Raw genomic sequence first — 23,755 nt, 5'->3', positions numbered from 1 at the left:
ATCGCGCCGGGCGGTCCGTGCCGCCCGGCGCGAACGGTGACTCAGGCCGGCCCGAACTCCTCGAGCATCTCGGTGACCAGTGCGGCGATGGGCGACCGCTCCGAGCGGGTCAGCGTGATGTGGGCGAAGAGAGGGTGCCCCTTCAACTTCTCGATCACGGCGGCGACACCGTCGTGGCGTCCGACCCGCAGGTTGTCGCGCTGTGCCACGTCGTGCGTGAGCACCACGCGTGATCCCGTGCCGAGCCGCGAGAGCACCGTCAGCAGGACGTTGCGTTCCAGCGACTGCGCCTCGTCGACGATGACGAACGAGTCGTGCAGCGACCGTCCGCGGATGTGCGTGAGCGGCAGCACCTCGAGCATGCCGCGTGCGGTGACCTCCTCGATGACCTCCGGACTCGCGAGACCGTCGAGCGTGTCGAACACCGCTTGCGCCCACGGGCCCATCTTGTCGCTCTCGCTGCCGGGGAGGTAGCCGAGCTCCTGGCCGCCGACCGCGTACAGCGGCCGGAACACGACGACCTTGCGATGGGTCCGTCGTTCGAGCACCGCGTCGAGGCCCGCGGTGAGCGCGAGCGCGGACTTACCGGTGCCGGCCTTCCCGCCGAGCGAGACGATGCCGATGCTCTCGTCGAGCAGCAGATCCAGGGCGACGCGCTGCTCGGCGGACCGGCCGTGCAGGCCGAACGCCTCACGCTCGCCGCGCACCAGCTGCACCTGCTTGTTCGCCGTCACCCGACCCAACGCGCTGGACGTGCCGCCGAGCAGTCGAACACCGGTGTGGCACGGCAACTCTCGCGCTTCGTCGATATCGGCGAATCCCTCGGCGAACAGGCCGTCGATGGTCGCGCGCGACGCCTCGATCTCGGCCATGCCCGTCCATCCCGACGGGACGACGTCGTGAGCGTGGTACTCGTCGGCCGGCAGACCCACCGCACCGGCCTTGACGCGCAGCGGGATGTCCTTGCTGACCAGCACCACGTCCTTGCCCTCGGCGGCGAGGTTCAGTGCGCACGCGAGGATCCGCGAGTCGTTGGAGTCGGTCCGGAAGCCGACGGGAAGCACAGCGGGGTCGGTGTGATTGAGCTCGACCTGCAGGGTGCCGTTCTCGGTGCCGATGGGCACGGGCTGATCGAGGCGCCCGTGGCGGATCCGCAGGTCGTCGAGCATCCGCAACGACTCGCGCGCGAACCACCCCAGTTCGTGATGATGCCGCTTGCCCTCGAGCTCACTGATGACGACGAGTGGAAGGACGATCGCGTGCTCGGCGAACCGAGTCACGGCCCAGGGGTCCGAGAGCAGAACCGAGGTGTCCAGCACGTAGGTGCGGACGGAAGAACCGGAGCGAGCTGCAGTCACGTGGGGCTCCTAAGGACGCGCGGTCACCGCGCATCCGTCGATCGCTGGACCGGTCGATCCCGACACCGCAGGGACCGGGGCCGGCCCCTCCCGACCGAATGACTCAGTCATGTGTGAGGACCTCCCGTACGGACGGCTTCCCCGCCACCCGCACTGCTGACGCTAGACCGGATCGGGGGCGCAGGCTCGGCGACACGTGGGGACGTGTGGGTGAACTCTGCGTTACACGCCCGTGCGCCTTTCGCGCATCCAGGAGTACGCAAAAGGCGCACGGGGCCGAAGGCCACGGTGTTAACTTCGGCCGATGCAGAACGCGCAGGAAATGCAGCAGCTCAGGGGAACCCACGGCACCGTCGCCTACCGTTCCTGGCCGTCCACCACGCCGGGATTCGTCGCGCTGCTCGCGCACGGGTACGGCGAACACTCGGGTCGCTACGGCCACCTGGCGTCGACCCTGACGTCGGCCGGAGCGGCGGTGTACGCACCCGACCATCACGGGCACGGGCGGTCCGACGGGACGCCCGCCGAGATCACGGACGTGGACGGCATCGTCGCCGATCTGCACTCGATCGCGGACATCGCCCGCGGCGAGCACCCCGATCTACCGGTGATGCTGCTGGGCCACTCGATGGGTGGTCTCATCGCCACGCGCTACGCGCAGACCCACCCCGGCGAGCTGGCGGCACTCGTGCTGTCCGGTCCGCTGGTCGGGCAGAACCCGGCCTTCTCGATGCTGCTGTCGATGGACGAGATCCCCGAGATCCCGATCGACCCGTCCGTGCTGTCCCGCGACCCCGAGGTCGGCGCCGCCTACCAGGCGGACCCGCTGGTCTTCCACGGCCCCTTCGCGCGCGTCACCCTCGAGACCTTCACGGCCGCGGTGGAGACGGTGTCGTCCTCCGGCACTCTCGGCGACCAGCCGACGTTGTGGCTGCACGGCGGCGACGATCAGCTGGTGCCGCTGGAGCCGACGACCGAGGCGATGCGCTCACTGCGCGGCCCGTCGTTCGAGGAGAAGGTCTACCCCGGTGCGCGGCACGAGATCCTGAACGAGACCAACCGCAGCGAGGTCGAGTCGGACATCCTCGACTTCCTGGGCCGCGCCGGCCTGCCGCTCACTCGCGACTGAGGTCGCGGGCGATCGACGAGTAGAGGCCGGGGCGGCGGTCCACCAGGTAGGGGTTGTCTCGATGGGCCGCCGCCACGACCTCGGTGTCCACCGTGCCGAGAATCAGGCCGGTCTCGTCGTCGAGCCGGTCGATCACCTCTGCGTCGGGGCCGACGATGCTGCTACGGCCGACGTAGGTGGTGGCGCGCTCGGTTCCGACGTGGTTGACGTACGCGACGTAGAGCTGGTTCTCCCATGCGCGGGTGCGGATGACGACGTCGGCCACGAACGTGAACGGCACCATCTGCGCGGTGGGAACGAGCAGGGCGTGCGCGCCCGCGAGGGCCGCGGCTCGGACGTTCTCGGGGAACTCGACGTCGTAACAGATCATCAGACCGAGCCGCACCCCGCGGAAGTCGACGACCGTCACCGAGTCGAGCCCGGGCGAGTACCACTCCCGGTCGAGCTCACCGTAGAGGTGCGACTTGCGGTGCTGCGCAATCACACTGCCGTCCGCATCGACGAGTGCGACCGTGTTGTACACCGCTCCCGCCTCGGTCTCCGGCAGACCCACGAGCAGCGCGATGCCGCGGCGGCGCGCCAGTGCGCACACCTCGGAGAGAAGCTCCCGTGACGTCAGCTCACCGAGGCGATCGCCGATGTCGTACCCGGTCACGAACATCTCCGGCGTGACCAGGAGGTCGGCTCCGCGCGCCAGAGCCGCCCCCGCGGCTCCGTCGAGTTCCGCGAGGTTGGCGTCGACGTCACCCGGTGACCCCGCCGTCTGCAGACCCGCCACGGTGAGCCGCATGTCGGATCAGCCCAGCAGTCCCCAGCCCTCGAGTCCCTCGTACAGCGGGAAGTCGTGGGCGAGCGTGCTGACGCGACCACGCAGGTCGTCGGTGGCCTCGCCGGTGGCGAGCGCCGTCGCGATGATGTCGGCGACCTCGGTGAACTCGGCCTCGCCGAACCCACGGGTCGCGAGCGCCGCGGTACCGATACGCAGACCGGAGGTGACCATCGGCGGGCGCGGATCGAACGGCACCGCGTTGCGGTTCACGGTGATGCCGACCTCGTGCAGCAGATCCTCGGCCTGCTGGCCGTCGAGCTGCGAGTTGCGCAGGTCCACCAGCGCGAGGTGGACGTCGGTTCCGCCCGTCAGCACCGAGACACCCTTGTCGGAGACGTCGGCGCCTGTCAGCCGCTCCGCGAGCAGCGACGCACCGAGCAGGGTGCGTTCCTGACGCTCCCGGAACTCGGGAGTGCCGGCGATCTTGAAGGCGACGGCCTTGGCCGCGATCGCGTGCATGAGCGGACCGCCCTGCTGGCCGGGGAACACCGCGGAGTTGAGCTTCTTCGCCCACTCCTTCTTGGCGAGGATGATGCCCGAGCGGGGCCCACCGAGGGTCTTGTGGACGGTGGAGGACACGACGTCCGCGTAGGGCACCGGCGACGGGTGCACACCGGCGGCGACGAGCCCGGCGAAGTGCGCCATGTCGACCCACAGAAGCGCACCGACCTCGTCGGCGATGGAGCGGAACGCGGCGAAGTCCTGGTGCCGCGGGTAGGCCGACCATCCGGCGATGAGCACCTGTGGGCGTGCGTGCAGCGCCTGCTTGCGCACCTCGTCCATGTCGATGCGGTGGTCTTCCTTGCTCACACCGTAGGACTCGACCTCGTAGAGCTTGCCCGAGAAGTTCAGCTTCATGCCGTGCGTCAGGTGGCCGCCGTGCGCCAGGTCCAGACCCATGATCTTGTCGCCCGGGTTGATCAGAGCCATGAGAACGGCGGCGTTGGCCTGGGCGCCCGCGTGCGGCTGCACGTTGGCGAACTCGGCACCGAACAGCTCCTTCGCCCTGGTCCGAGCCAGATCTTCGACGATGTCGACGTGCTCACACCCGCCGTAGTACCGACGACCGGGGTAACCCTCGGCGTACTTGTTGGTGAGGACGCTGCCCTGCGCCTGGAGCACCGCGCGGGGAACGAAGTTCTCCGACGCGATCATCTCCAGGGTGTCGCGCTGGCGTCCCAGCTCGCCGGCCATCGCCGCGGCGACCTCGGGATCCACCTCGGCGAGGGAGGCGGTGTCGATGTTGGTGGCAGAGACGGGCGCAGCAGTCATGCCGCCGAGTCTAATGCCCGTGATCAGCGCAGTTGAGACGGGATGAGGGGTTCGTCGAGCAGCCGCTCGAAGCGGTCGGCTCGGCCGTCCGCGGAGTCGGCCCGGTGCAGCCACGAGTGCAGCAGGCGATACCCCTCGACATAGGTGCTGGTGTAGGCACGCCAGAGCGGTGAGGACAGGAATCGCAACATCTGACGGGCGCGTTCCGGTGTCGCGAGCGACCACTGCCCCAGGAACGCGGCCACGTCGTCCTGGCTGCGGTGCTCGTCGTGCAGCAGCAGCGCGGCGTCCTGACGCACCCCCAGCAGCTTCGCCGACGCGGTCTGCAGCGCCTCGGCGCGTTCCCCGTCGAATCGCAGGCCGAGGTCGGCGTAGATCTCCTGCGCCCACACTCCCCAGCCCGGCCCGACGATCGACTCGAGCGCCAGGTCCGCGAGGCCCTCGGCCATCAGGCACTGCGGAGTGTTGACGACGAAGAGCGTCTGCTCCGCCTGCCCGGCACCGCGCACGAGCCCGGCCTCCTTGCGGCAGTGCTCGGTGTGGTGGCCCGGGTACGACTCGTGTGCGATGAGATGGGGCAGATGCGCCATGTGCTGCTTGAGGTCCGAGTTGATCGCGACGGTGGACCGGTAGTCGCCCAGGTAGTAGTTGAACCCGGACCACGGCTTGTCGCCCACCACCTCGTAGGTGACCTTCTCGGTGTCGGGCAGCGGGTACCGGCCGCGCACCTTGTCGCGCAACGCACTGGAGAACGCCTCGACGCACTCGGCGAGCCGCTCGGGCGGGATCTCGTCGGCCACGCGGTGAGCGCGCACCCGCTCCCCCAGTGGCCCCGCCCCGGCCAGCACCTCGTCCATCAGGCGATGTGCCTCGCGGTAGTCGTCGGTGTCGCCCGGTGCGATCGCGACGTCGAAGTAGTCGTGCACCTCGTCGACGAATCCGATCTCGTCACCGGCCAATTTCCGTGCCGACGTCTCGAGCGCGCGCAGGTGGACGTCGAGGAACGCGGCGCGGTCCTCGGAGAGCCCCGACGAGGGCAGTTCGGTCCGCAGTTCCGCCGCCCGCCGCGCCAGCGCGCGAGGTTCGGGCGGGGGCGCGTTCTCGACCTGGCGTCGCAGAGCGGGGTCGCCGGTGTAGGCGTCGACGAACCCCTCCTCGAGGCGATCGAAGGACAACCCCAGCACGAGGTAGTCGTGGACGAGAGTGTCGGCGTGCATGACGCTCGACTCTAGTCACGCACCACCCGGCTGTCGGTTCGCCGGAGCCACCCAGCACAATTCAGTCATGGAGGCAGCGTGTCCCGAGTGAGCGAGTCGAGTCCGTACGTCGAATTCGACCGTCGACAGTGGCGCACTCTCCGGAACGCGACACCCCTGGTCCTGACCGAGGACGAGCTCACCGGCCTGCGCGGTCTGGGCGAACAGATCGACCTCGACGAGGTCGCGGAGGTCTACCTCCCCCTCGCTCGACTCATCCATCTCCAGGTGGCCGCCCGCCAACGCCTGTTCGCGGCGACGGCCACGTTCCTCGGGGAGAAGACGCCGGACCGCCAGGTCCCGTTCGTCATCGGCATCGCCGGCAGCGTCGCCGTCGGCAAGTCCACGACCGCGCGCGTGCTGCAGGCACTGCTGGCGCGATGGGAGCACCACCCGCGCGTGGACCTGGTGACGACGGACGGGTTCCTCTACTCGTCGGCCGAGCTGGTGCGTCGAGGAATCATGCACCGCAAGGGTTTTCCCGAGAGCTACGACCGGCGCAAGCTTCTGCGCTTCGTCACCGAGGTGAAATCCGGCGCCGAATCCGCACGCGCACCCGTGTACTCGCACGTCTCGTACGACATTGTGCCGGGCAAGTACACCGAGGTGCGACAGCCGGACATCCTCGTCATCGAGGGACTCAACGTCCTGCAGACCGGTCCGCGCCTCATGGTCTCGGACCTCTTCGACTTCTCCATCTACGTCGACGCCCGCATCGAGGACATCGAGAAGTGGTACGTCGACCGCTTTCTCGCCCTGCGCTCCACGTCGTTCGCCGACCCGGCCTCGCACTTCCACCACTACTCGGGACTGTCCGACGAGCACGCCAGGATCGCGGCCGCGGACATCTGGCAGTCGATCAACCGGCCCAACCTGGTGGAGAACATCCTGCCGACGCGCCCCCGCGCCACCCTGGTGCTGCGCAAGGACGCCGACCACACCATCAACCGGCTGCGCCTGCGCAAATTGTGACGACCGGCCTCCGGCCTGCCCGGCTCCGGCTCAGGTACCGAATCTCCGGTGCCGCGCGGCGAAGTCGCGCAGCGCGCGCAGGAAGTCGACGCGGCGGAACTCGGGCCAGTAGGCCTCGGTGAACCAGATCTCCGAGTACGCGCTCTGCCACAGCAGGAACCCGGACAACCGCTGCTCCCCCGACGTGCGGATCACCAGATCCGGATCCGGCTGGCCCGACGTGTAGAGGTGCGAGTCGATGCCCTCGACGGTGACCGAGCGGAGCAACTCGTCCCCGTCGGCACCGTCGGACAGCCGTTCCGCGATGAGCGACTGCACGGCGTCGGCGATCTCCTGACGGCCGCCGTACCCGACCGCGACGTTGACGTGCGTTCCCGAGCGGCCGGCCGTGCCGGCGGCGGCCTCCTTGAGGCGGCGGGCGGATTCGGCGGGAAGCAGATCCATCGTGCCGACGATCTTCACGGACCAGTTCTTTCCCGGTCCGCTGATCTCCTCGACGACGTCGGTGATGATCTCGAGCAGCGAGTCGAGCTCGTCCGGTGACCGGCGCAGGTTCTCGGTGGACAACAGGTAGATGGTGGCCATCTCTACGCCGGCCATGTCACACCACGTGAGCAGCTCCGCGATCTTGAGCGCGCCCATCCGGTGCCCGTGGCTGACGTCGGTGAAGCCGTTCTCCCGGGCCCAGCGACGATTGCCGTCGCACATCACGGCGACGTGCCGAGGGTGCTGAGCGCCCTCGAGCTGACGCAGCAGGCGCCTCTCGTAGAGCGTGTACAGCAGACCGCGAGCCTTCACCCAGCTCCCCACTTCGACAGAATTGTTCAGCAGGTGATCACCCTACGCCCGCAGTACGACGCGATCGGCGTGACCGACTCGTCACCGCGCCGCATGATGGTTCCGTGGCGTACGGGGTACCCGGCTCCGACCGCACACGAGAGAACAGGAGCAGTCATGACTGTTGTCCGGGACACCACGGCGAGCGTCGAAGCCGTGTGGAACGTGCTCTCCGACGGGTGGAGCTACGCGACGTGGGTGGTGGGCGCCTCGCGCATCCGCGCCGTCGACCCCGAGTTCCCCGCGCGCGGCTCGCGGATCCACCATTCGGTCGGGCTGTGGCCCGCCGTGCTGAACGACGAGACGCGGGTACTGAGCATGACGGAGGGACGCGAGGTGACACTCGAAGCGCGCGGGATTCCGGCAGGCAAGGCGACGATCGTCCTGCGCCTGACGCCGCGAGGCTCGGGGTGCCGGATCGAGATGATCGAGCACGCTCGGACCCTCCCGTTCTCGCTCGTTCCCGAGTCGGTCCAGCGCGCACTCGTGTATCCCCGCAACACCGAGGCGACACGGCGACTCGCGCTGCTGGCCGAGCGTTCCGCGGTTCCCCGATGACGACCACGACGGTGGACGCCGTCGTGATCGGAGCGGGCCACAACGGACTCGTCGCGGCGTCCGTGCTCGCCGACGCAGGATGGAACGTCGTCGTCCTGGAGTCCGCCCCGGTGCCCGGCGGCGCGGTCCGCAGCGCCGAGCTCACCCCGGGATACGTGAGCGACCTGTTCAGTGCCTTCTATCCCCTCGGTGCGTCGTCCCCGGCGTTCACGGCGCTCGAGCTCGACCGCCACGGACTCCGCTGGACCCACTCACCCGTCGTCTTCGGTCACCCGCGCTCGCCCGACGACGAGGACGCCCCGGTGGTCCACCACGATCCCGAGGACACCGCCGCCATGCTGGCGGAGCACGATCCGCGCGACGGCGAGGCGTGGATGTCCGTGGTGGATCAGTGGAACCGGATCCGCGATCCTCTGCTGCACTCGCTGTTCGGCAGCTCCTTCCCGCCTGTCAAGGGTGCCGCGACGCTCTTCCGGCGCCTCGGGACCGCGGAGACACTGCGATTCCTGCGCTTCGCGGTACTCCCGGCCCGGGCGATGGCGCACGAGTTGTTCCACAGTGAGGCGGCGCGATGCCTGCTGCTCGGCAACGCCATGCACGCCGACGTCCCCACCGACGCACCCGCGAGCGGCATCATGGGCTACCTGCTGACGATGCTCGCGCAGGATGTCGGCTACCCCGTCCCGGTCGGCGGTGCGCAGGAGCTGACCAGCGCGCTCGTGCGCCGTGCCGAGAGCGCCGGGGCGCGGGTCGTCTGCGGAACCGAGGTGACCTCGATCGACGTCTCCGGCGGTGTCGCCCGCGGCGTGCGGACGGCAGGCGGCGACACGTACGTCGCACGGCGAGCCGTCGTCGCAGACGTGTCCGCTCCCGCGCTGTACGGCTCGCTGTTGCCGCGGGACGCGGTTCCCGCCCGGGTGCACAGCGATCTCGAGAAGTTCGAGTGGGACACCCCGGTGGTGAAGATCAACTACGCGCTCGACTCCCCGATCCCGTGGCGCTCGAAGAGTCTGAACGAGGCGGGCACGGTGCACGTCGGCGCAGACGACGACGGTCTGGTGCGATGGAACGCCGACCTGGTGACAGGCCGCATCCCGGAGCGGCCGTTCATGCTGTTCGGTCAGATGACGACCGCGGACGCCACCCGCTCCCCGGCCGGGACGGAGAGCGCATGGGCGTACACACACCTCCCCCGCGGTGTGACGGACGACGCCTCGGGCGACCTGCTCGCCGAGCGGGTCGACACCGTCCTCGAGGAGTACGCGCCCGGGTTCGCGGCGTCGATCGTCGGCAAGCACGTCCAGCGGCCGGGCGACCTGACAGCGGACGACGCCAACCTGTTCGGTGGCGCGGTGAACGGCGGAACGTCGCAACTGCAGCAGCAGTTGGTGTTCCGGCCCGTTCCCGGACTCGGACGTACGGAGACTCCCGTCGGTCGGTTGTTCCTCGGGAGCGCGTCCGCCCATCCGGGCGGCGGCGTGCACGGGGCACCGGGACTGGCTGCGGCGAGGGCCGCGTTGGCGAGCGACGGTGTGCGCGGATGGGTTCACCGCAAGACGATCAGTGCCCTGATGGATCTGACACTCGGTGACCGCTAGTTCGGCCACGGTCGGAGCGCGAACCTACGGTACCGTAGGTTCGTGACTGTCTTCGGGCTCGACGAACTGCCGGTGAAGCCGCGCATGCGCGGATGGATCCACCTGTACGCCTTCGGGGTGTCGGTGGTCTGCGGGATCGTGCTCGTGGTGCTCGCCTACTCGGCGGTGTCCGTCCGGGCCGGTCTCGCGATCACTGTCTACGCCGTCGCGACGTGCGGTCTCTTCGGAGTGAGCGCGACATACCACCGCGTCCACTGGCAGACCGTGCGCAGCCGGACGTGGATGAAGCGCGCCGATCACTCGATGATCTTCCTGTTCATCGCCGGCAGTTACACGCCGTTCGCAGTGCTCGGGCTGCCGAGCCGCACCGGCACCATCGTGCTGATCGTGGTGTGGGCCGGTGCGCTGGCCGGAGTGACGCTGAAGATGCTGTGGCCCACGGCCCCTCGCTGGCTGGGCGTGCCCCTGTATCTCGTGCTGGGCTGGGCCATCGTGCCGGTCGCGGGCGAACTCACCCATCGTGTGGGCGTCGGACCGATGGCACTGCTGGTGGCGGGCGGCGTGTTCTACAGCATCGGCGCGATTCTCTACGCAACGAAGTGGCCCAACCCGTGGCCCACCACGTTCGGCCATCACGAGTTCTTCCACGCCGCGACGGTCGTCGCCGCGGTGTGCCACTACATCGCCGTGTGGCTGGTGCTCTTCACCTGATCCGGCGTCACCGGACCAGGAGTGCGGTCAGGTCCTCGGGGTCGGTGACCGGTCGGTCGCACACGAAGCCGTGACACACGTACGCGGCCGACTCGCCGCTCACCAGCGGGCGATCCGCGAGCAGCGGGACCGAGTCGGGCGGACCCGCGACCACCACCGTGCCGCCGGCGGCGACGCGGCGGGCGGTGCGTACGAGGTCGTCGTCGACCGACTCCGTGGCGATCGCCACCTGCACCGGTCCCGCCACCGCGGCTTCCGCGACGGTCAACCAGTGGCCGGCCGACCGGGGTGCCCGCTCGAGCAGGATCGACGCTCGCGCAAGCGACCTGTCCGCCGCCGCACCGAACCGCGAGGAGTTCTCGCTGGACGCGGCCACCGTCAGCAGAGCCTCGGTGATCAGTGCCGCTCCGGACGGGGTCGCGTTGTCGAGTGGATCGCGAGGCCGGGTCACGAGCGTCTCCGCGTCGTCGGCGGTGTCGAACCAGCTGCCCGGCTGCTCAGGATCGGCGAAGTGGTCGAGCGCGACGTCGAGTACCTCCTCCGCCGCCGTCAGCCAGCGTGCCTCCCCGGTCGCCTGGTGCAGCGCGGCGAGAGCGACGGCGAGTGCGCCGTGATCCTCCGCGATAGCCGCCGCATCGCCCACGACACCGCCCAGGGACGCACGCCGTAGTCGGCCGTCGACGCGGTGCAGGTCCAGGATGCGGTCCGCGCAGCGTGCTGCCGCATCGACCCAGTTCCGGTACCCCAGCGCGGCGCCGCCCTCGGCCAGCGCCGTGATCGCGAAGCCGTTCCAGGCGGTCACCACCTTGTCGTCGCGCCCCGGCTGAGGACGCGTGGCACGCGACGCGGCCAGTGCTGCGCGCATGCGTGCGAAACGCTCGGGGTCCGTCGGTTCGGCCCGCAGCTGCAACACGGACGCCCCCTCCTCGAACGTGCCCGTGTCGGTCACCCCGAACACCTGTGCGGCCCGAGCCCCGTCCTCGTCGCCCAGCACCTCGACCAGCTGCGCGGGTGTCCACGCGTAGGTCAGACCCTCCACCCCGTCGGTGTCGGCGTCCAGGGCGGAGGCGAAGCACCCGTCGTCCGTGCCGAGATCGCGCAGGAGGAAGTCGGCGGTGTCGACGGCCACACGATGAGCGAACGCATCGCCGCGGCGCGCCAGGTGAGCGTAGAAGCGCAGCAGCAACGCGTTGTCGTAGAGCATCTTCTCGAAGTGCGGCACCACCCAGTCCGCATCGACGGAGTACCGAGCGAAACCGCCCCCGAGCTGGTCGTACATCCCGCCGCGGGCCATGGCGTCGGCGGTACGGCCCACCGCAGCGCGGGCAGGCTCCGACCCGGTGCGCTCGACGTGGCGGAGCAGCCCCTCCACGAGAGACGACGGTGGGAACTTCGGTGCTCCGCCGAAGCCGCCGCGCGGCACGTCCTCGTCCGCCAGAACGCGCGCCACCGCCTCGTCGAGCAGGGCGGCGTCGACGACTCGGTCGCCCTCCGGAATGCCCGCGGCGGTCCTGCGCAGTTCGGCGACCACCGAGGCCGACGCCTGCTGCACCTCGTCACGACGGGTGCGCCACGTCTCGGAGATGGCCTCGAGCAGCTGCGTGAACGACGGCATCCCCTGCCGAGGTGTGGGCGGGAAGTAGGTGCCGCAGTAGAACGGTTCCGCGTCGGGGGTGAGGAATGCCGTCATCGGCCAACCGCCCTGACCCGTCATCGCGACCGTCGCGTTCATGTAGACGGCGTCGATGTCGGGACGTTCCTCGCGATCGACCTTGATGCACACGAAGTTCGCGTTCATGATCTCCGCGATGGCGTCGTTCTCGAACGACTCGTGTGCCATCACGTGACACCAGTGACACGCCGAGTAGCCCACCGACAGCAGGACCGGGACGTCTCGTTCGCGAGCCCACGCCAGGGCGTCGTCACCCCACTGCTGCCAGTGCACGGGATTGTCGGCGTGCTGACGCAGGTAGGGGCTCGTCGAGTCGGACAGGGTGTTGCGCTCACGGGTGGCCACCCCTGAAGTGTCCCCCGTGACACCCGGCGTAATCACCGCTCGGGTCGGAAGCCTCCGCGGTCCGTGCCCTCGTCCGCCGCCTGGTCCGGCGTCGGATCCTCCGGCTCGAAGGACGCCGGGAGCTTCTTGAAGTGCGCGTTCATCGACCGCACCAACAGGGCGGTACCGATGAGCAACAGCACGATGATGACGAGGCCGACGGGTGACGCCTTACCGAACTCGGGCCCGGTGTTGTTCTGCGCCAGTATGATCGACGCGCTGAGCACGGTCATCTAGGACTCGATCCCGGCGAACAGGTCGGTCTCGGGCAGCGACGTACGCACGCGGGTCCGCGCCAGCTCGTACTCCTCGGTCGGCCACAGCTTCTTCTGCACGTCGACCGGGACCGCGAAGAAGCGGCCGTTCGGATCGATCTGGGTGCGGTGCGCACGCAGTGCGTCGTCACGCTGCTGGAAGTAGTCCGCGCACTCCACCTGGGTGGTGACGCGCTCCATGATCTCGCCGCGATCCTTCGGCCACTGCGCGAGCCATTCCGTGAACGGCCCCTCCTGACCGGAGGCGATCATCTCGTCGTCGAACAACTGCATGCGCTGGCGGATGAAGCCGTGGGAGTAGTAGAGCTTCGAGACCTCCCACGCCTCGCCCGTTCCGGGGAACTGCTCGGGATCGCCGGCCGCCTCGTACGCGGCGACCGACACCTCGTGGCAGCGGATGTGGTCGGGGTGGGGGTAGCCACCCTTCTCGTCGTAGGTCGTCATGACGTGCGGCTTGAAGTCGCGCACCACGCGCACCAGAGCCTCGGTCGACTCCTCGAGCGGCACCAGCGCGAAGCATCCCTCGGGAAGCGGCGGCAGCGGATCTCCCTCCGGCAGACCGGAGTCCACGAACCCCAGCCACGTCTGCTGCACCCCGAGAATGGCTGCGGCAGCGGCCATCTCCTCCTTGCGCACCTCGGACATGCGCTCGCGCACACCGGGGATGTCCATGGCCGGGTTGAGGATGTCGCCGCGCTCACCGCCGGTGAGCGTGACCACCAGCACCTCGTTGCCCTCGGCCGCGTAACGCGCCATGGTGGCAGCGCCCTTGGAGGACTCGTCGTCGGGATGGGCGTGCACTGCCATCAGTCGCAGTCCGCTCACGTGTGCCTCACTTCAACTATCGGTGGTGCTCCGGTTCCGGTCCGGGCACCTCCAATAGTTCCACTTCGTCCGGTACCCCGCCGAGGCGGTACCGGGTCCGCGGGTAAGTTCGACGGCGATGTCCACCACGCCGCAGAGTCTCCCCGAGGGTCGCTACCCCACTAGTCGGGGAATCGCCCCGTCCCGTGTCCTCGCCGTGGCTCTGACGCTTCTGGTCATCGCGCTGGGCGTGGCCGTCGCCTACCTCGGATACACCAAGTTCACCACCCCCGACGTCGACGGGACCATGGTGTCGTTCGACATCGTCGGCGAGGACCGCGTCGACGTACGCCTGAACGTGACCAGGGACGACCCGTCCCAGCCCGCGGTCTGCATCATCCGATCGCGATCGCGCGACGGAACCGAGACCGGGCGACGCGAAGTACTGATCCCGGCGTCCGAGAACGGCACCGAGGACGTCCGCAGCTTCGTGATCACCTCGGCCGCGCCGGGCCTCGCCGACCTCTACGGATGCAGCCTGGACGTGCCAGAACATCTCACACCTCGGTGACCGTCGGGTGCCGACCAAGAAACCACGAAGTTCTTTCGTGGTAAAATCGCTTCGTACACGGCTCACCCAGTGGGGCCGTGTATTGCTGCATTGACGGGCGTAACGCGAGCACTCGAGCCAAGGGCCGTTCGCATCGACCGCGTTCCGCCCCGGCGGAACGCCCTGCTCGTGACGGAGCTCGCGCACCAGCGCGGGCTCTCTTTCACGTGTGGGCTCGGTGACACCACCGCACGCCGCCTACGAATACCGGAGCCGAACGGCTCTGAAGAACACGAGGGAGTGATCGAGATGAGCGAGACCCAGGTGACCTGGCTGACCCAGGAGTCGCACGACAGGCTCAAGGGCGAACTCGACCAGCTCATCGCCAACCGACCCGTCATCGCCGCGGAGATCAACGAGCGACGGGAAGAGGGCGACCTCAAGGAGAACGGTGGATACCACGCCGCCCGCGAGGAGCAGGGCCAGCAGGAGGCGCGTATCCGCCAGCTGCAGGAGCTGCTGAACAACGCCAAGGTCGGCGAGGCTCCCACCCAGTCGGGCGTCGCGCTCCCCGGGTCGGTCGTCAAGGTCTACTACGACGGTGACGAGTCCGATTCCGAGACGTTCCTCATCGCCACGCGTGAGGAGGGCGCACGGGACGGCAAGCTCGAGGTCTACTCCCCCAACTCGCCCCTCGGCGGCGCATTGATCGACGCCAAGGTCGGCGACACGCGCGAGTACTCGCTGCCCAACGGCAAGACCATGAAGGTCACGCTCGCGAGCGCGGAGCCGTACCACAACTGATCTCGCACGACGCATGTCCGTTCGGCCCCGCACGTTCGCGTACGGGGCCGAACTGCGTTTCCCATCCGTGTGGCCGCCGGGCTCGAAGCCCTGGTGTAACAGGCACGCGCTCGCCGAGCGATGAACGCCATGGAGGTGCCACCAGATGAGTCTCGCCACGAAGGCATTCGCAGGGTTCGACATCGACGACCGCCACGTGCGGGTGGTCGTCACGGACGCGGCCGTGATCACCGATGCGGCAGCCGCGGCGCGCACCGCCCTGGACACGTGGCTCGACATCGTCTCGCTCACCCGTGCGGACTCCGAACTGCAGCGACTGAACCGCTCCTTCGGCCGGACCGTGCGCGTCTCCCCTGCTCTGGCGGACCAGGTGCGACACGCCCTCGCCGCCGCGGACCTGACGGCCGGCGCCGTCGATCCGCTCCGCAGCTCGGGCACGGACACTCACGAGGCCATCGAGGTCGACGGTCTCGGCGTGCGCCTTCCCGGCTGGGCCACAGTCGATCTGGACGCGACAGCGCTCGCCGTGGTCGTGGAGCGCATCGCCGCGACGATCGCACGCCGCTTCGCCTGCGGGGCACTGGTGTCGGTGTCGGGTGCGAACTCGACCGACACCGACATTGCCGTCGCCGGGCCGGAACCCGTTCGTGGATGGCAGATCTCGGTGATCGACGGCTCGGCGGAACGCCTCGTTCCGATCGCCTCGGGAACCACGATGGTGACCACCACGGGCACCACCACGGCCACGGTGGCCGCGTCCTCCCCCGTGGTGGCAGCCGCGCTGTCGCGCGCCGCGGCAGCGGGCGCCGACGCGCTGGTCGATCGCGCCGCCGACCACGCCTCCGCCGCGGTCTTCATCGCCGCCTGATCACTCCTGAACTTCGGCCTCGTATCCTGCGGCCGCGAGACCCGACAGCACGGCGGCGCGGTGATCCGGGCCCCGGGTCTCCAGGGTCATCATGATCTCGACCTCGTCCATCGCCAGCCGCCCTGCCGTGCGCGCGTGCACCACGTCGACCACACTCGCGGCCGTGTCGCGTGCCACGCCGAGCACCCCCACCAGGCCACCCGGGCGGTCGGGGATGACGATGCGCACCGTCAGATAGCGACCCGCCGCTCGCAACCCGTGCGCGACGACGTGTGTCAGCAGGAGCGGATCGATGTTGCCGCCGGACAGGACGGCGACGATCGGCCCGTCACCGTGGAACTGTTCGGGATGGTCCATGAGCGCAGCGACGGCTGCCGCTCCGGCGGCTTCGACGATGAGTTTGGCGCGCTCCATACACAGCAGCAGTGCCCGCGACAGCGCGTCCTCGCTGACGGTGATCACGCGGTCCACCATCTCGGTGACGTGTGCGAAGGGGACCGCCCCGGGACGCCCCACGGCGATACCGTCGGCCATCGTCGACATCCGTTCGGCAGAGATCGGCATACCGGCCTCGAGCGATCCGGGCCACGCGGCTGCCTGTTCCGCCTGCACCCCGACGATGCGAATGTCCTTGCCGCTCAACGCGACGGCAGCGGCGATGCCGGCGACGAGACCGCCGCCGCCGGTCGGCACCACGATGGTGCCCACATCGGGCATCTGGTCGAGAATCTCGACGCCGACCGTGGCCTGGCCCGCGACCACGTCGATGTGATCGAACGGGTGGATCAGCACGGCGCCGGTCTCGTCGGCGAAGGCCATGGCCGCCAGGAGAGCCTCGTCGATGGTGGTGCCCACCTGGTGAATGGTGGCCCCGTACGCCTTGGTGGCCACCAACTTCGGCAGCGGCGCACCGTTCGGCATGAACACCGTCGACGCGGCCCCGAGTTCCGACGCCGCCCACGCGACGCCCTGCGCGTGATTGCCGGCACTGGCCGCGACCACCCCACGAGCGCGCTCCTCGTCGGTCAGACCCGCGATCCGGTTGTACGCACCCCGCGGCTTGAACGATCCGGTGCGCTGCAGGTTCTCGCACTTGAGCCACACCTGGCGGTCGGTGCGATCGGACAGGACACGGGACGCCACGAGGGGTGTGCGGCGCATGACCGGGGCGAGCAGCGCGGTGGCGCGGTCCAGCCGGTCGGCGGTGAGGAGATCCATGGCTGGAACCCTAAACCCGAATGCCCCTAGGCGAGCGCCTGTTCGCCGTCGAGCGTCAGGCGAGCGCCTGTTCTATGTCGCCCACCAGGTCGGCGGCGTCCTCGATGCCGACGGACAGGCGCACCAGGTCGTCCGGCACCTCGAGCAGCGAGCCGGCGGTGGAGGCGTGGGTCATGGCGCCGGGATGCTCGATCAACGACTCGACGCCGCCCAACGACTCGGCGAGAGTGAAGATCTCGGTGCGCGCGCAGAGGTCGAGCGCCGCCTGGCGGCCACCCTTCAGACGGACCGACACCATGCCGCCGAACCGACGCATCTGCTTGGCGGCGACGGCGTGGGACGGGTGGCTCTCGGATCCCGGGTAGATGACCGAGGAGACGGCGGGGTGACCCGTCAGCAGCTCGACGATCTTCTCGGCGTTGTCGCTGTGCCGCTCCATGCGCAGGGCGAGCGTCTTGATGCCGCGCAGTGTCAGGAACGCGTCGAACGGTCCGGGAACACCGCCGGCGCCGTTCTGCAGGAAGGCGAACGACGCGTCCAGTTCCTCGTCGTTGCACACGAGGGCGCCGCCGACGACGTCGGAGTGTCCACCGATGTACTTGGTCGTCGAGTGCAGCACCACGTCGGCGCCGAGCGTGAGGGGCTGCTGCAGGTACGGCGACGCGAACGTGTTGTCGACGACGATCTTCGCGCCCGCCTCGTGTGCGACGCCCGACAGAGCCTCGATGTCGCCGACGTTGAGCAGCGGATTGGTGGGCGTCTCGACCCAGACCAGCTTCGTGTTGGGGCGAATGGCCTCGCGCACGGCGTCGACGTCCGACACCGCGGCCACCGAGTACTCGATGCCCCACTGGGTGAACACCTTGTCGATGAGCCGGAAGGTGCCGCCGTACGCGTCGTTCGGGATCACGAGGTGGTCGCCCGGGCGCAGCGACGCCCGCAGGAGGGCGTCCGTCGCGGCCATGCCCGAGGAGAACGCGCGACCGTAGTGGCCGTTCTCGAGGGCTGCCAGGTTGGCCTCGAGCGGACGCCGGGTCGGGTTGCCGGTGCGGGCGTACTCGAACCCGCTGCGCATACCACCCACGCCGTCCTGGGCGAAGGTGGAGCTCGCGTAGATCGGGACGTTGACCGCACCGGTCAGCGGGTCGGGCTCGTACCCGGCGTGCACCGCGCGAGTGGAGAACCCCTGCCAGGACGTCGTGTCGGACTTGCTGCGCTGCTCACTCATGCGCACCAGCCTAACGAGCGGGCAGGCCGGAGGCCGGTCGGGATAGGTCAGTAGTTCCGTGTGTCAGGACGCGGTGGTGACGAATCCGAGGAGATCGTGGCGGGTGATGACGCCGACCGGCTTGCCGTCGTCGACGACCATGACGGCGTCGGTGTCGCCGAGCGTCTTCGTCGCGGCCGAGACCGGCTCACCGGCGCCGATGAGCGGGAACGGCGCACTCATGTGCGTCTTCACGGCGTCGGACAGGTTCGCCCGGCCCTCGAACACGGCACTGAGCAGATCGCGCTCGCTGACACTGCCCGCGACCTCGCCCGCCATGACCGGCGGCTCGGCGCCGACGACCGGCATCTGGGAGACGCCGTACTCGCGCAGGATCTCGATGGCGTCGCGCAGCGTCTCGGACGGGTGCGTGTGCACGAGGTCGGGCAGTGCGCCGGACTTGCCGCGCAGCACGTCACCGACGGTGGGCTCGGCGGTGCCGCCGTCGAGCCGGGTGCGCAGGAAGCCGTAGGAGCTCATCCACTTGTCGTTGAAGATCTTGCCGAGGTAGCCGCGACCACCGTCGGGCAGCAGGACGACGACGAGGGCGTCCGGGCCCTCGCGCTCGGCCACCTGCAGCGCGGCGACCATGGCCATACCGCAGGATCCGCCGACCAGCAGGCCCTCCTCGCGGGCCAGGCGACGCGTCATCTCGAACGAGTCGGCGTCGGACACGGCGATGATCTCGTCCGGGATCGACGGGTCGTACGCGCTGGGCCAGAAGTCCTCGCCCACGCCCTCGACGAGGTACGGCCGGCCGGTCCCGCCCGAGTAGACGGAACCCTCGGGGTCGGCGCCGATGATCTTGACCTTTCCGCCCGACATCTCCTTGAGATAGCGGCCGGTGCCGGTGATGGTGCCGCCCGTGCCGACGCCGGCGACGAAGTGCGTGATCTTGCCGTCGGTGTCGTTCCAGATCTCGGGGCCCGTGGTCTCGTAGTGGCTCTGCGGGCCGCCCGGGTTGGCGTACTGGTTGGGCTTCCACGCCCCGTCGATCTCGCGCACGAGCCGGTCGGAGACGCTGTAGTAGCTGTCCGGATCCTCCGGCGCGACCGCCGTGGGGCACACGACGACCTGCGCGCCGTAGGCACGTAGGACGTTGCGCTTGTCCTCGCCGACCTTGTCGGGGCACACGAAGACGCACTTGTAGCCGCGCTGCTGTGCGACGAGGGCCAGGCCGACTCCGGTGTTGCCGGAGGTGGGCTCGACGATGGTGCCGCCGGACTTCAGTTCACCGGACGCCTCGGCCGCCTCGATCATCTTGACGGCGATGCGGTCCTTCGAACTACCACCGGGATTGAGGTACTCCACCTTGGCGGCGAGGAGTGCGGACCCGGGGGCGACGACGGTGTTCAGCTTCACCAGCGGGGTGTTGCCGATGAGGTCGACGACGCTGTTTGCAATGCGCATGCGTCCATCCTCCCAGATGTCCGGCCGGACACCCACCGAGCCTCGTCGCGCTGTGGCGATCGCACTGCACGGCACCACCGTCGGCGCACCTAGAATCGGACAGGTGAACGGAGGTGCGATGCAGCAGGGCGGCTCGGGTCGCGGTGGGTGGCGACAGGCAGCGGTGGCGGGAGCCGCCACCGTCGTCGCGGGATCCGGCGCGGGAACGCTGTCCTGGGCCGCGTACCGGCACCTGCTGGCGCAGGCGGCCGCTGCCCGGACCGTGATCGGCCGCAGCACGGACCGGCCGCCCGAGGCCGACGGTGTGTACGCCCCGGGTGCGCGCGTCCCGCAGCGGTGGCGCCCCGGCGTGCAGTCCGACCTGCACCTGATGATCTTCGGCGACTCGACGGCGGCCGGCATGGGCTGCGTCGTCGCGGACGAGGTGCCGGGCGTGCTGATCGCGCGGGGTCTCGCCGACGAGAGCGGGAAGCGGATCCGGTTGAGCACCAAGGCCATTCCCGGCGCGACATCCAAGGGACTCGAGGGTCAGGTCGATGCGATGCTGGTCGCCCACCACGACCGGCCCGACGCTGCGGTCGTCTTCATCGGCGCCAACGACGTCACCAAGAAGCATGCGGTGGCGGCCTCGGCCGAGCGCCTGCGTACCGCGGTGCGTCGCCTGCGGGCGGAGGGCACCGTCGTGGTCGTCGGAACGTGCCCGGATCTCGGTGTCGTCACCGCCATCCCGCAGCCGCTCCGCGCTGTCGTGCGGACGTGGGGCCACCGACTCGCGCGGGCTCAGACGTCGGCGACGCTCGCCGCCGGCGGCCACCCCGTCGCGCTGGCGGATCTGCTCGCCCCGGAGTTCCTCGCGGCACCGGAGCGGATGTTCTCGGCTGACCGTTTCCATCCGTCCGCGGCCGGATACGAACTCGCTGCCCAGCAGATCCTGCCCGTGCTGGCGGCCGCGCTGGGCGAATGGGCGGGCGGCCCCCTGCCGACGCTGCCCACGGTGTCGGACGTCGCCGAGCAGCGTCGCCTCGTCTCCCGCCTCACCGCCTCGGCCAACCGCCACGTGTCGCGGCTACGGCCGCGAGACGCCCTGCAGTGACCGGGGGCCCACCGGACGAGAGTTACCCTCCAGTCATATCGTCGCCAACCCCAGGAGTCCTCCCATGCCAGAAGCAGTGATCGTGTCCGTGGCCCGTTCGCCCATCGGGCGCGCGATGAAGGGGTCGCTCGTCAGCATGCGTCCCGACGACCTCGCAGCGCAGATGGTCAAGGCAGCCCTCGACAAGGTGCCCGCCCTCGACCCCACCATGATCGACGACCTCCTCATGGGGTGCGGTCTGCCCGGCGGCGAGCAGGGCTTCAACATCGGCCGCAACGTCGCCATCCAGCTCGGCTACGACTTCCTCCCCGGCACCACCATCACCCGCTACTGTTCCTCGTCGCTGCAGACCACCCGCATGGCACTGCACGCCATCAAGGCCGGCGAGGGCGACGTGTTCATCTCCGCCGGAGTCGAGACCGTCTCCCGCTTCGTCAAGGGCAACTCCGACTCGTACCCGGACACCCAGAACCCCATCTACGCCGACGCCCAGGCCCGCACCGAGAAGATCGCCGAGGGTGGCCAGACCTGGTCCGACCCCCGCGAGAACGGCAACCTCCCCGACGCCTACATCGCGATGGGCCAGACCGCGGAGAACGTCGCCCAGCTCACCGGCATCAGCCGTGAGGAGCAGGACCACTGGGGCGTCCGCAGCCAGAACCGCGCCGAGGAAGCCATCGCCAAGGGCCACTTCGAGAACGAGATCACCCCGGTCACGCTGCCCGACGGCACCGTCGTCAGCACCGACGACGGCCCCCGCGCCGGCACCACCTACGAGAAGATCTCGCAGCTCAAGCCGGTCTTCCGCCCGGACGGCACCATCACCGCCGGCAACGCCTGCCCGCTGAACGACGGCGCCGCGGCACTGGTGATCATGTCCGACACCAAGGCCAAGGAGCTCGGGCTGACCCCGCTCGCCCGCGTCGTGTCCACCGGCGTCTCGGGCCTCTCGCCCGAGATCATGGGCCTCGGCCCCATCGAGGCCTCGAAGAAGGCGCTCGCGCTCGCCGGCAAGACCATCGACGACATCGACCTGGTCGAGATCAACGAAGCCTTCGCCGTCCAGGTGATCGGCTCCGCACGGGAACTGAAGATCGACGAGGACAAGCTCAACGTCTCCGGCGGCGCCATCGCCCTCGGACACCCCTTCGGCATGACCGGTGCCCGCATCACCGCGACCCTGCTCAACAACCTGCGCGCCCACGACAAGCAGTTCGGTCTCGAGACCATGTGCGTCGGCGGCGGACAGGGCATGGCCATGGTGCTCGAGCGCCTCAGCTGAGTCGGTCTCGTACAGCAGACAGCCCCCGCCCTCCGAGAGGAGGACGGGGGCTGTCGGCTGTGACGACTACCGCTGGAACTAATCGTTGTTGAAGTAGCTCAGCAGTCGCAGAATCTCGACGTACAGCCAGACCAGGGTGATGGTCAGACCGAGCGCGACGCCCCAGGCAGCCTTCTCCGGTGCCTGGGCACGGATCAGCTGGTCGGCCTGGTCGAAGTCCAGCAGGAAGCTGAACGCTGCGAGGCCGATGCAGACGAGGCTGAAGATGATGGCGATCGGTCCGCCGTCGCGCAGACCGAAACCGCCGTCCATGAAGAAGCTGGCGATCAGGTTGCCGAGCATCAGTACGACCACGCCGATGAGGGCGCCGACGATCATGCGGGTCAAGCGAGGAGTCACGCGGATCGCGCCGGTCTTGTAGACGATCAGCATGCCGAAGAACACGCCGAACGTACCGAGCACAGCCTGCACGATGAGCGAGCTGCCGTTGCTCACGCCGAACATCGGACCGGTGAAGAGGAGCGACAGGGCACCGAGGAACACGCCCTCGAAGGCCGCGTACGCGAGCACCAGGGGCGCGCTGTCCATCTTGCGGCCGAACGTCGCCACGAGGACGAGGACGAAGCCGATGAGTCCGCCGCCGATGACGAACATCGGGGCCAGGCCGGGGTTGTTGCTCGCGAGCACGTAGGACGCGATGGCGAACACCGTCAGGACACCGAGGGTGGTGGCCGTCTTGGTGACGACGTCGTCGATCGTCATCGCACGCTGCTGCGGACCGGTCTGGTACGGCTGCGGCTGTCCCTGCGGGGAGCCGTACTGCTGGGTGACCGCACCGGCACCGGCGGCGGCCGAACCGAAGGAGGCATATCCGCCTCCCGCCTGCTTGGGCAGATTGCGGAACACCGGGTTGCTGGAAGTGCGCACCGTGTCTCATCCCTTTCGTGTGGTGGAGCCTGTGTATCTCTCAACGTTCGGATGCGACGGAAAAGTTCCCATCGGACAAAACGGACTGTACCGGGCGGACGTCGCCGTTCCCCCAGCGCAGTACCGCATCAGTACACACGGTCGGCGCACGTTTGTCCGCTCACGTTTGTCGCTCGGGCGATCCGGGCACCTTCTCCCTCATGAGCATCGAAGACGGACCCGGAGACACGCTGGACCAGAGTGAGAGTCTCGACTCGGACGAGATCCGAGGCACGGACGACGTCGACGACGTGGTCACCCCGCCGGACTCGTGGACCGAGGCCGACAAGTTCGGCACCACCGAGCGCGAGGCACGGGAGGGTGAGAGCCTCGACCAGAAGCTGGCCGAGGAAGTGCCGGACGTCCCGCTGGAGGAGGAACTCGACGTCCCCGTGGCGGCGACACCAGACGACGATCTGACCGAGGAACTGGTGGACCGAGTCGTTGACAGCGACGACGAGAACGACTACATCGCGGACGCCACGGAGGACGACGGCACGGACGGCGCCGCCGTGAAGGACGCGGATGTGGTGGACGGAGTCGTGGTGGAGAACTCCGCGACGCACCGCGGCCAGATCGACGGTACCCCCGAGGACGCGGGCTCCTACTTCGACTGAGTCACGTCCGCCTGACTTGTGCGGC

Annotated in this window: 23 protein-coding genes; 11 read left to right on the top strand and 12 right to left on the bottom strand. The window is 69.2% G+C overall.

The window, feature by feature from the left end; genetic code table 11:
- Positions 1-41: 41 nt before the first annotated feature.
- Entirely contained in the window at positions 42-1,358 is a 1,317-nt protein-coding gene (gene phoH2 / locus QRN16_RS16785) for an RNA 5'-3' helicase PhoH2 (RefSeq protein WP_027503928.1), read from the bottom strand.
- A gap of 304 nt (positions 1,359-1,662) precedes the next feature.
- Here phoH2 and QRN16_RS16780 point away from each other — a divergent pair, with 304 nt between their 5' ends.
- Entirely contained in the window at positions 1,663-2,487 is an 825-nt protein-coding gene (locus QRN16_RS16780) for an alpha/beta hydrolase (protein WP_261775847.1), read from the top strand.
- Here the strand turns inward: QRN16_RS16780 and QRN16_RS16775 are convergent.
- Genes QRN16_RS16775 through QRN16_RS16765 form a run of 3 tightly spaced genes read right to left on the bottom strand, consistent with a single transcriptional unit; the run spans position 2,474 to position 5,805 of the window.
- Entirely contained in the window at positions 2,474-3,277 is an 804-nt protein-coding gene (locus tag QRN16_RS16775; protein ID WP_222646076.1) for a carbon-nitrogen hydrolase family protein, read from the bottom strand. The genes QRN16_RS16780 and QRN16_RS16775 overlap by 14 nt on opposite strands.
- Before the next feature lie 6 nt (positions 3,278-3,283).
- A complete protein-coding gene (gene glyA / locus QRN16_RS16770) occupies positions 3,284-4,588 on the bottom strand; it encodes a serine hydroxymethyltransferase (protein ID WP_027503931.1) in 1,305 nt (434 codons plus the stop codon).
- Positions 4,589-4,611: 23 nt separating this feature from the next.
- Complete coding sequence (locus tag QRN16_RS16765) at positions 4,612-5,805, bottom strand: DUF885 domain-containing protein (RefSeq protein WP_222650244.1); 1,194 nt, start codon at positions 5,803-5,805, stop codon at positions 4,612-4,614.
- Positions 5,806-5,883: 78 nt separating this feature from the next.
- Between QRN16_RS16765 and coaA the strand changes: the two genes are divergently transcribed.
- Positions 5,884-6,816, top strand: coding sequence for a type I pantothenate kinase (gene coaA / locus QRN16_RS16760; RefSeq protein WP_027503933.1), 933 nt, complete (start codon positions 5,884-5,886; stop codon positions 6,814-6,816).
- Positions 6,817-6,846: 30 nt separating this feature from the next.
- Here coaA and QRN16_RS16755 read toward each other — a convergent pair whose 3' ends face one another.
- Positions 6,847-7,614 (bottom strand): isoprenyl transferase, encoded by a 768-nt coding sequence (locus QRN16_RS16755; protein WP_027503934.1) that lies wholly within the window; start codon positions 7,612-7,614, stop codon positions 6,847-6,849.
- 156 nt (positions 7,615-7,770) lie between these two features.
- On the opposite strand from QRN16_RS16755, the gene QRN16_RS16750 reads away from it, so the two are divergent.
- The 3 genes from QRN16_RS16750 to trhA are packed head-to-tail and all read left to right on the top strand — an operon-like array spanning position 7,771 to position 10,520.
- Positions 7,771-8,211, top strand: coding sequence for an SRPBCC family protein (locus tag QRN16_RS16750; RefSeq protein ID WP_285188387.1), 441 nt, complete (start codon positions 7,771-7,773; stop codon positions 8,209-8,211).
- Entirely contained in the window at positions 8,208-9,809 is a 1,602-nt protein-coding gene (locus tag QRN16_RS16745) for a phytoene desaturase family protein (protein WP_285188386.1), read from the top strand. Before QRN16_RS16750 ends, QRN16_RS16745 begins: the two co-directional genes overlap by 4 nt.
- A 42-nt stretch (positions 9,810-9,851) precedes the next feature.
- Positions 9,852-10,520, top strand: coding sequence for a PAQR family membrane homeostasis protein TrhA (trhA, locus tag QRN16_RS16740; protein WP_027503937.1), 669 nt, complete (start codon positions 9,852-9,854; stop codon positions 10,518-10,520).
- Positions 10,521-10,527: 7 nt separating this feature from the next.
- Here trhA and QRN16_RS16735 read toward each other — a convergent pair whose 3' ends face one another.
- The 3 genes from QRN16_RS16735 to mca are packed head-to-tail and all read right to left on the bottom strand — an operon-like array spanning position 10,528 to position 13,658.
- The gene (locus QRN16_RS16735; protein WP_222638198.1) at positions 10,528-12,537 is read right to left on the bottom strand and encodes a thioredoxin domain-containing protein; all 2,010 of its coding nucleotides are present in this window, start codon (positions 12,535-12,537) and stop codon (positions 10,528-10,530) included.
- Positions 12,538-12,569: 32 nt separating this feature from the next.
- Positions 12,570-12,809, bottom strand: a complete 240-nt coding sequence (locus QRN16_RS16730) for a hypothetical protein (RefSeq protein ID WP_027503939.1) — start codon at positions 12,807-12,809, stop codon at positions 12,570-12,572.
- Positions 12,810-13,658 carry a mycothiol conjugate amidase Mca gene (gene mca / locus QRN16_RS16725; RefSeq protein WP_037184227.1) on the bottom strand — a complete coding sequence of 283 codons (849 nt, stop codon included), beginning with the start codon at positions 13,656-13,658 and terminating at the stop codon, positions 12,810-12,812. It lies immediately after the preceding gene.
- Positions 13,659-13,794: 136 nt separating this feature from the next.
- Here mca and QRN16_RS16720 point away from each other — a divergent pair, with 136 nt between their 5' ends.
- From QRN16_RS16720 to QRN16_RS16710, 3 genes are all read left to right on the top strand, one after another.
- Positions 13,795-14,226, top strand: a complete 432-nt coding sequence (locus tag QRN16_RS16720; protein ID WP_027503941.1) for a DUF4307 domain-containing protein — start codon at positions 13,795-13,797, stop codon at positions 14,224-14,226.
- Positions 14,227-14,514: 288 nt separating this feature from the next.
- The gene (gene greA, locus QRN16_RS16715; protein ID WP_027503942.1) at positions 14,515-15,009 is read left to right on the top strand and encodes a transcription elongation factor GreA; all 495 of its coding nucleotides are present in this window, start codon (positions 14,515-14,517) and stop codon (positions 15,007-15,009) included.
- A 145-nt stretch (positions 15,010-15,154) separates the two neighbouring features.
- Positions 15,155-15,877: an FAD:protein FMN transferase gene (locus QRN16_RS16710; protein WP_222638199.1), complete on the top strand. Its 723-nt coding sequence runs from the start codon at positions 15,155-15,157 to the stop codon at positions 15,875-15,877.
- Here QRN16_RS16710 and ilvA read toward each other — a convergent pair whose 3' ends face one another.
- The 3 genes from ilvA to QRN16_RS16695 form a co-directional block, all read right to left on the bottom strand.
- The gene (ilvA, locus tag QRN16_RS16705) at positions 15,878-17,095 is read right to left on the bottom strand and encodes a threonine ammonia-lyase (RefSeq protein WP_027503943.1); all 1,218 of its coding nucleotides are present in this window, start codon (positions 17,093-17,095) and stop codon (positions 15,878-15,880) included.
- Positions 17,096-17,150: 55 nt separating this feature from the next.
- Complete coding sequence (locus QRN16_RS16700; RefSeq protein ID WP_056447615.1) at positions 17,151-18,323, bottom strand: cystathionine gamma-synthase; 1,173 nt, start codon at positions 18,321-18,323, stop codon at positions 17,151-17,153.
- Between the two features lie 63 nt (positions 18,324-18,386).
- Positions 18,387-19,772 carry a cystathionine beta-synthase gene (locus QRN16_RS16695; RefSeq protein ID WP_285188385.1) on the bottom strand — a complete coding sequence of 462 codons (1,386 nt, stop codon included), beginning with the start codon at positions 19,770-19,772 and terminating at the stop codon, positions 18,387-18,389.
- Positions 19,773-19,890: 118 nt separating this feature from the next.
- Here QRN16_RS16695 and QRN16_RS16690 point away from each other — a divergent pair, with 118 nt between their 5' ends.
- Together QRN16_RS16690 and QRN16_RS16685 are read left to right on the top strand one after the other, a co-directional pair.
- Positions 19,891-20,865: an SGNH/GDSL hydrolase family protein gene (locus tag QRN16_RS16690; RefSeq protein ID WP_051613045.1), complete on the top strand. Its 975-nt coding sequence runs from the start codon at positions 19,891-19,893 to the stop codon at positions 20,863-20,865.
- Positions 20,866-20,929: 64 nt separating this feature from the next.
- Positions 20,930-22,147, top strand: a complete 1,218-nt coding sequence (locus tag QRN16_RS16685; RefSeq protein WP_222638200.1) for an acetyl-CoA C-acetyltransferase — start codon at positions 20,930-20,932, stop codon at positions 22,145-22,147.
- Positions 22,148-22,225: 78 nt separating this feature from the next.
- Here QRN16_RS16685 and QRN16_RS16680 read toward each other — a convergent pair whose 3' ends face one another.
- Complete coding sequence (locus tag QRN16_RS16680; RefSeq protein ID WP_027503947.1) at positions 22,226-23,074, bottom strand: Bax inhibitor-1/YccA family protein; 849 nt, start codon at positions 23,072-23,074, stop codon at positions 22,226-22,228.
- Between the two features lie 200 nt (positions 23,075-23,274).
- On the opposite strand from QRN16_RS16680, the gene QRN16_RS16675 reads away from it, so the two are divergent.
- Positions 23,275-23,730, top strand: a complete 456-nt coding sequence (locus QRN16_RS16675) for a hypothetical protein (protein WP_056447352.1) — start codon at positions 23,275-23,277, stop codon at positions 23,728-23,730.
- Positions 23,731-23,755 lie beyond the last annotated feature (25 nt).

It is taken from the genome of Rhodococcus sp. MEB041 (assembly GCF_030208955.1).
GTDB lineage: Bacteria > Actinomycetota > Actinomycetes > Mycobacteriales > Mycobacteriaceae > Rhodococcoides.
Note: the sequence above shows the minus strand (reverse complement) of the source record. Positions and strands in the feature narration are given on the sequence as shown.